Annotated in this window: 6 protein-coding genes and 1 pseudogene; 6 read left to right on the top strand and 1 reads right to left on the bottom strand. The window is 67.8% G+C overall.

What is annotated here, in order from left to right; translation table 11 throughout:
* From DMB66_RS56610 to DMB66_RS56585, 6 genes are all read left to right on the top strand, one after another.
* On the top strand, positions 1–1,200 hold a 1,200-nt coding region (locus tag DMB66_RS56610; protein ID WP_125812265.1), incomplete at its 5' end, for an FAD-dependent monooxygenase.
* Complete coding sequence (locus DMB66_RS56605; RefSeq protein WP_233625557.1) at positions 1,190–2,509, top strand: ABC transporter substrate-binding protein; 1,320 nt, start codon at positions 1,190–1,192, stop codon at positions 2,507–2,509. The genes DMB66_RS56610 and DMB66_RS56605, both read left to right, overlap by 11 nt.
* The gene (locus DMB66_RS56600; RefSeq protein ID WP_125812263.1) at positions 2,506–3,237 is read left to right on the top strand and encodes an ABC transporter ATP-binding protein; all 732 of its coding nucleotides are present in this window, start codon (positions 2,506–2,508) and stop codon (positions 3,235–3,237) included. The genes DMB66_RS56605 and DMB66_RS56600 overlap by 4 nt, the downstream gene beginning before the upstream one ends.
* Positions 3,234–3,941: an ABC transporter ATP-binding protein gene (locus tag DMB66_RS56595; protein ID WP_125812262.1), complete on the top strand. Its 708-nt coding sequence runs from the start codon at positions 3,234–3,236 to the stop codon at positions 3,939–3,941. The genes DMB66_RS56600 and DMB66_RS56595 overlap by 4 nt, the downstream gene beginning before the upstream one ends.
* Positions 3,938–4,810: a branched-chain amino acid ABC transporter permease gene (locus DMB66_RS56590; protein ID WP_125812261.1), complete on the top strand. Its 873-nt coding sequence runs from the start codon at positions 3,938–3,940 to the stop codon at positions 4,808–4,810. Before DMB66_RS56595 ends, DMB66_RS56590 begins: the two co-directional genes overlap by 4 nt.
* Complete coding sequence (locus DMB66_RS56585) at positions 4,807–5,814, top strand: branched-chain amino acid ABC transporter permease (RefSeq protein ID WP_125812260.1); 1,008 nt, start codon at positions 4,807–4,809, stop codon at positions 5,812–5,814. Before DMB66_RS56590 ends, DMB66_RS56585 begins: the two co-directional genes overlap by 4 nt.
* 102 nt (positions 5,815–5,916) lie before the next feature.
* On the opposite strand, the pseudogene DMB66_RS56580 reads toward DMB66_RS56585, so the two are convergent.
* Positions 5,917–6,560, bottom strand: a pseudogene (locus DMB66_RS56580) (carboxylesterase family protein); the annotation flags it as partial.

Genomic DNA, 6,560 nt, shown 5'->3' with positions numbered 1-6,560 from the left:
ATGGGTGTCGCGGGCAGCGTCAATATCGTCTTTGAAGCCGACCTGACCCGCTACGTCGCCCACCGGCCGAGCACCTTGTACTGGGTGTTGCAGACCGGCGCCGACGTGGGCGGTATCGGCATGGGACTGGTCCGGTGCGTCCGCCCTTGGCACGAGTGGCTGGTTGTCTGGGGCTACGACATCGACCGCGAGCCGCCGAACCTCACTGAGGACTACGCTCGGAGGATCGCCCACCACTTGATCGGCGACGACTCGATCCCGGTCACCATCAAGTCCTCGTCCGCGTGGACGGTCAACCATCTCTACGCCGAGAAGTACCATAACGGGCGTGTGTTCTGTGCCGGCGACGCCGTCCACCGGCACCCGCCGTCCAACGGACTGGGTTCCAACACTTCCATCCAGGACGCGTACAACCTCGCATGGAAGCTGAAGCTCGTGCTGTCCGGCACAGCAGGCCCCGGACTGCTCGAGTCGTACTCGGCAGAGCGCGCACCGGTCGGCCGGCAGATCGTCACCCGCGCCAACCAGAGCATCGGCGATACCCGACGGATCTTCGAGGCACTGGGCCTGCTGTCCACCGAGGACCCCGAACAGATGCAGCTGAACATGGCAGCACGCAAGCTCCCCGGCGCGGAGGCGGAGAAGCAACGGCAGCTGCTACGCGAGGCGATCGACTTCAAGAACTACGAGTTCAACACCCACGGCGTCGAACTCGACCAGCGGTACCAGTCCGGCGCGGTGGTGCCCGACGGCACACCCGTACCGGTCAACCCGCGCGACCATGAGCTCTACCACTATCCGACCACCTGGCCGGGCGCAAAGCTACCGCACGCGTGGTTGAGCCGCGGCACCGCACAGTTATCCACCCTGGATATCGGCGGCCGCGGCAGATTCGCGCTTCTGACCGGGATCGGCGGCGAACCCTGGATCCACGCCGCAGGCGTGGTGGGCGCTGCTCTCGACGTCGAGATCGTGGCGGTGACCATCGGACCGGGCGGCGACTACGAGGACCTGTACGGCGACTGGGCGGCACTGCGCGAGGTGGAAAGTGCCGGCTGCGTGTTGCTACGGCCGGACAACTACGTGGGATTCCGCAGTTCGGGTGTACAACCCGATCCTGAGCACGCACTCGCCGTGGCGCTGGGCCGCATCCTCGCGGTTGGCACCCGAATGACGTCTGGAGACGATGATGGACAGTGAAGCCGTTTCGCTGCTGAGCCGCCGCACGCTACTGCGTACCGCCGGAGTCGTCGGCATGGCGGCGGCAACCCCCGGTGCCCTCACGGCGTGCAGCGCCGGTATCAAGAAGAACGATAGCGGCGGCTCCGGCGGCACCCTGAAACTCGGATACGTCACCCCGCGGACCGGAAGCCTCGCGCCGTTCGGTGAGGCCGACACATTTGTCGTCCAGGCGGTCCAGGACTGGTTCGCCAAGCACCGGCTGCGGGTCGGTGACACCGACGTCAAGGTTGAGATCGTGGTGAAGGACGCGCAATCGGACTCCAAACGCGCCAGCACCGTCACCAGTGACCTCATCCTCTCAGACAAGGTCGATCTGGTTTTGGTGTCGTCCACGCCGGACATCACCAACCCGGTCTCCGATCAGTGCGAAGCCAACGGCGTGCCGTGCATCTCGACCGTAGCGCCGTGGCAGCCCTGGTTCATCGGGCGGGGTGGCAAACCGGGCGCCACCGCGTTTCAGTGGACCTACCACTTCTTCTGGGGGCTGGAGGACGTCGAGGCGGTGTACCTGGACATGTGGCGCAAGCTGCCCACCAACAGACAGGCCGGCGGGTTGTTCCCCAACGATGCGGACGGCAACGCATGGGGTGACAAGGCCACTGGATTCCCGCCAGCAGTCGCCAAGCAGAACTTCCTCATCAACGATCCGGGCCGGTTCGCCACCGGAACGCAGGACTTCTCGGCACAGATCGCGAGATTCAAAGCCGCGAACGCGCAGATCTTGCTGGGCGTCATGATCCCGCCGGACTTCACCAACTTCTGGAAGCAGGCGGCCCAGCAGGGATACCGGCCGAAGCTGGTGACGATGGCGAAGGCCCTTCTGTTCCCCTCGGCCATCGAGGCACTCGGCGACCTGGGCAATAACCTGAGCACAGAGGTGTGGTGGTCGCCGACGCACCCCTATACCAGCTCGCTGACCGGGCAGACCGCGCGGCAGCTGGCCGACGCGTACACGGCGAGCACCGGCAAGCAATGGACGCAGCCGATCGGCTTCGTGCACGCACTGTTCGAGGTGGCCGCGAAAGCTGTCGCCAGAGCGGGCAACACCGCTGACCGCACCGGCATCGCCAACGCGCTCAAGGCGATGCAGCTTTCGACCGTGGTAGGCCCGCTGGACTGGACCGCGGGGCCGGTCCCGAATGTCGCCAAGACACCGTTGGTCGGCGGGCAGTGGCGCAAGGGCAGCAGTTATCCGCACGAACTGGTGATCGTGAGCAACTCGCAGGCCCCGCAGATTCCCACCGGCGGAACGGTGGCGATGCTGTGACACGACCGCTGCTGGAGGTCGACGGTCTCGGCAAGCGGTTCGGCTCGCTGGTCGTCACCGACGACGTCAGTTTCACCCTGGACGCGGATGCCGCGCTGGGAGTGGTGGGACCCAATGGCGCCGGCAAGTCGACCATGCTGAACCTGCTGAGCGGTACGGTTCCCGCCGACCGGGGCAACGTGCACTTCCAAGGCCAGGACGTGACCGCGCTGCCTGCCAGCGAACGATGCCGGCTCGGGATCGGACGCACCTATCAGATCCCACGCCCGTTCGTCGGCATGTCGGTGTTCGAGAACGTGCTGGTGGCCGCGACCGCCGGGGCCGGACTGCGCAGCCACGCCGCCCACGCCGCAGCCGTCCGCGCCCTGGACCGGGCCGGCATCAGTCGCGTGGCCAACGAACGAGCCGGCAACCTACTACTGCTGGACCGCAAGCGGCTGGAACTTGCTCGGGCGCTGGCCACCGGACCGCGACTGGTCCTGCTGGACGAGATCGGCGGCGGTCTCACCGACGCCGAACTGAAGATCCTGGTGGCCACCGTCCAGCAGCTGCGGTCAGAGGGTATCGCCGTGATCTGGATCGAACACATCGTGCACGCGCTGCTGCAAGTGGTGGACCGGCTGTTGTGCCTGACGTACGGGCGGGTGCTTGTCTACGGCACCCCCGCCGAGGTCATGTCCAGCAAAGCGGTGCAGGACGTGTACCTCGGCACCGAGCTGGACGCATGACCACGATCCTCGAGGTGTCGGACGTGGAGGCCCGATACGGTGACGTGCAGGCTTTGTTCGGTGTGAGTCTGCGGGTACGTGAGGGCGAGACGGTCGCCGTCATCGGCGCGAACGGTGCGGGCAAGTCCACCCTGCTGCGGACGATCGCAGGGCTGCTGCGGCCCACCCGGGGCAGCGTCAGATTCGTCGGGCAGGACGTGACCGGGCTTCCCGCATACCGTCGCCAGCCGCTCGGCATCACCCTGGTCCCCGAGGGCAGGCGGCTGTTTCCGAGCCTGACCGTGCAGGAGAACCTGCAGATCGGCGCGTACCGTCGGCGTCCCGGCAGATGGAGCCTGACCGCCGTCTACGACCTCTTCCCGCGACTGGCCGAAATGCGGCACCGGTCCGCGTCCGCGCTGTCCGGCGGAGAACAGCAGGCGGTGGCAATCGGCCGCGCACTCATGTGCAACCCGCGCCTGCTGCTGCTGGACGAGGTCTCGCTCGGCCTGGCCCCAGTTGTGGTCAAGCAGGTCTACGCCGCCCTGCCCGCGATCACCGCGACCGGCACCACCGTGCTCGTAGTGGAGCAGGACGTCGGTCAGGCGCTACGTGTCGCGGACCGGGTCCAGTGCCTGCTGGAGGGCCGGGTCGCGCTGGAAGGCACGGCTACCGGCCTGACCCGCGAAGCGGTCGCCGCCGCCTACTTTGGAGTGGACGAATGACCTGGATCAACGCGCTCCTACAGGGGGTGCTCCTCGGCGGGCTGTACGCGCTGTTCGCCACCGGCCTTTCGGTCATGTTCGGGGTGATGCGCATCGTCAACCTGGCACACGGCGATCTGTCCATCCTGGCAGCGTTCATCGCGTTCGCCCTAGTCGATTCGATGTCAATGAACCCGTGGTTGGCGCTGCTGGTGACCATCCCCGTTCTGGCGGCCTTCGGGTATTCACTCCAACGACTGGTGCTGAACCGCGTCCAGGGCTCCGATGTGCTGGCCCCGCTCCTGGTGACCTTCGGGCTGTCGATCGTGCTGCAGAACACGCTGCTCGACCTGTTCTCGTCGGACAGCCGGGCACTGGACATCGGCGCCTTCGGCACCGCCAGCCTGCGGCTGAGTCACGACGTGTCGGTCGGCTGGTTCACCCTCACGACGTTCGCCGTCGCGGTCGCCGTCCTGGCGGGCCTGCGGCTGTTCCTGTCGCGAACCGCGTTCGGTCGCGTCATGCGGGCCACGAGCGACGACCAGGAGGCCGCGCAGCTGATGGGCGTCAACAATCGGCACGTGTACGGGATGGCGACGGCGATCGCGTTCGGGACGCTGGCACTGGCCGGGGTGTTCCTGGGCATGCGCACGACCTTTGACCCGTCACTCGGACCCGGCAGGCTCATCTTCGCGTTCGAAGCGGTCGTCATCGGCGGCATCGGCAACGTGTGGGGCACGTTGCTGGGCGGTGTCGTGCTCGGTGTGGCGCAGACGCTCGGCGCGCAGGTCTCGCCGGCTTACTCGGTGCTCAGCGGCCACCTCGTGTTCCTTGCCGTGCTCATCCTGCGCCCGCGGGGAATCCTCGGCGTGAAAGGCGTCCAGGCATGACGAAGCCTTCGTCATCCCCGCCCGCCTTCCGAGTGCGACGTGCCACCATCGGATCCCGGGCCGGGCTGTTCAGCGTCTGCCTTGCGGTGGTGCTGCTTTGGCTCGCGCCGTACGTCGTGACCGCGGACATCACCCATACCCTGGTCGACCTGATGGTGCTGGTCGTGCTGGCCACGATGTGGAACCTGCTGGCCGGGTACGGCGGGTTGGTCTCGGTGGGGCAGCAGGCATTCCTGGGCATCGGTGCGTACGTCGTCATCGCGTTGTCGGTCCATGGCGGGCTGAACGCCTTCCTGGCAGTGCCGGTCGCCGGCCTGGTGGCTGGCGGGTTCGCACTGCTGGCGTCGTTCGCGGTGTTCCGGCTTCACGGCGGCTACTTTGCCATCGGCACCTGGGTCTTGGCCGAGATCGTCATGCTGGTCACCCAGCAGATCGGCCCGCTGGGCAGCGGAACCGGTGCGTCACTGTCGACGTTGTCGGGGTACGACCCAGACGTGCGGATGGCCTACACCTACTGGCTGGCACTGCTGCTGGCGGTGCTCGCTGTCGGTGCGGTCTTTCTGGTCATCCGGTCCAGGATCGGTTTGCAGTGCAGTGCGATCCGCGACGATGCGGTGGCTGCCGAGGCGATGGGCATCCGGGTTGGCCGGGTCAAGCGGCTGATGTACGTCGTCGCGGCGGCGGGCGCCGGCGCAGCCGGTGGCATCGTGTGTATCAACACATTGTTCGTCCAGCCGCAGAGCGTCTACAGCGTGCAGTGGTCCGCGTACATGATCTTCATCGTGGTGGTCGGAGGATTGGGCACGATCGAGGGCCCGCTGATCGGTGCGCTGCTCTTCTTCGCACTGCAGCAGGCGTTGTCGGCGCAGGGCACCACGTACCTCATCGTACTCGGCCTGGCCGGGATTGCCGTCACGGTGCTCGCGCCGAAGGGCATCTGGGGGTCGACGATCGGCCGCACGGACTTCCGCCTGTTCCCGGTCGGCCACCGGCTTGAGCTCTGACCTCCGCCCGCCCACACCGCTCCACCACCGTGGACAGCGCGGTGACCGCCACCGACGACCACGTTCTCCCTGCCTGATCTCGGGTGTGGGGTCCGTGCTCGGCTACCCAGCGGCGCGCAGGGGCAGCGCCGCGAAGGCGTGGTCCTGCCAGAGTCGGCGTGACTGCTCTTCCGGGTATGGGGCGGTGCTGGGCTGGGCGTCGAGGAGCCACGTCAAACGCTGTTCCGGGTCGTAGGCGGGCCAGCCGGGGTCGCCGGTGGCGGCGAACCGCGACCAGGCGGCGCGCAGGGCGGCGGAGGCCGCCTCCACCTCCGGTGTCGCCTCCGGGCCGATCAATGTCGCGCCGAATCCGGTGTAGACGCCGAAGGTCAGCGGAACGTCCAGGCCGTGACACGCGCCGAGCGCTCCGCCGTTGCCGGGGGCGGTGAGGGTGAGTTCGTAGACGTGGGCCCGGCCGCCGCCCTGGATGTGGGCCTGCGCGAGACGCAGTGACGGCATGCGGAACAGCCAGTCGGACTGCACCAGCTCGAACAGGCGCTCCGCCGGGGCGCCCGGGTATGCCACCCGGTAAGCGGCCGCCGGATCCGGGCCCGGCCCGAACAGTCGCAGGGTGGCCGCCGCCTGTTCCTCGGGGATCGGGCCGAGCAGCCCGGCCATGGCGAGGAAGAGCCGGTACTCGTCGCGGGTGTGCCCGGCGATCAGCTCGATGTCGCGGGCGGACCCGGCGGCGAGCGCCGCCCACGGGA

It is taken from the genome of Actinoplanes sp. ATCC 53533 (assembly GCF_003947245.1).
The sequence above is the reverse complement of the archived record's forward strand: the minus strand, read 5'-3'. Positions and strand labels throughout refer to the sequence as shown.

Excerpts from the sequence above, each read along its gene's own strand:
- DMB66_RS56585 (WP_125812260.1), top strand. The coding sequence starts at position 4,807 with ATGACGAAGCCTTCGTCATCCCCGCCCGCCTTCCGAGTGCGACGTGCC.
- DMB66_RS56595 (WP_125812262.1), top strand. The coding sequence starts at position 3,234 with ATGACCACGATCCTCGAGGTGTCGGACGTGGAGGCCCGATACGGTGAC.
- DMB66_RS56590 (WP_125812261.1), top strand. The coding sequence starts at position 3,938 with ATGACCTGGATCAACGCGCTCCTACAGGGGGTGCTCCTCGGCGGGCTG.
- DMB66_RS56605 (WP_233625557.1), top strand. The coding sequence starts at position 1,190 with ATGGACAGTGAAGCCGTTTCGCTGCTGAGCCGCCGCACGCTACTGCGT.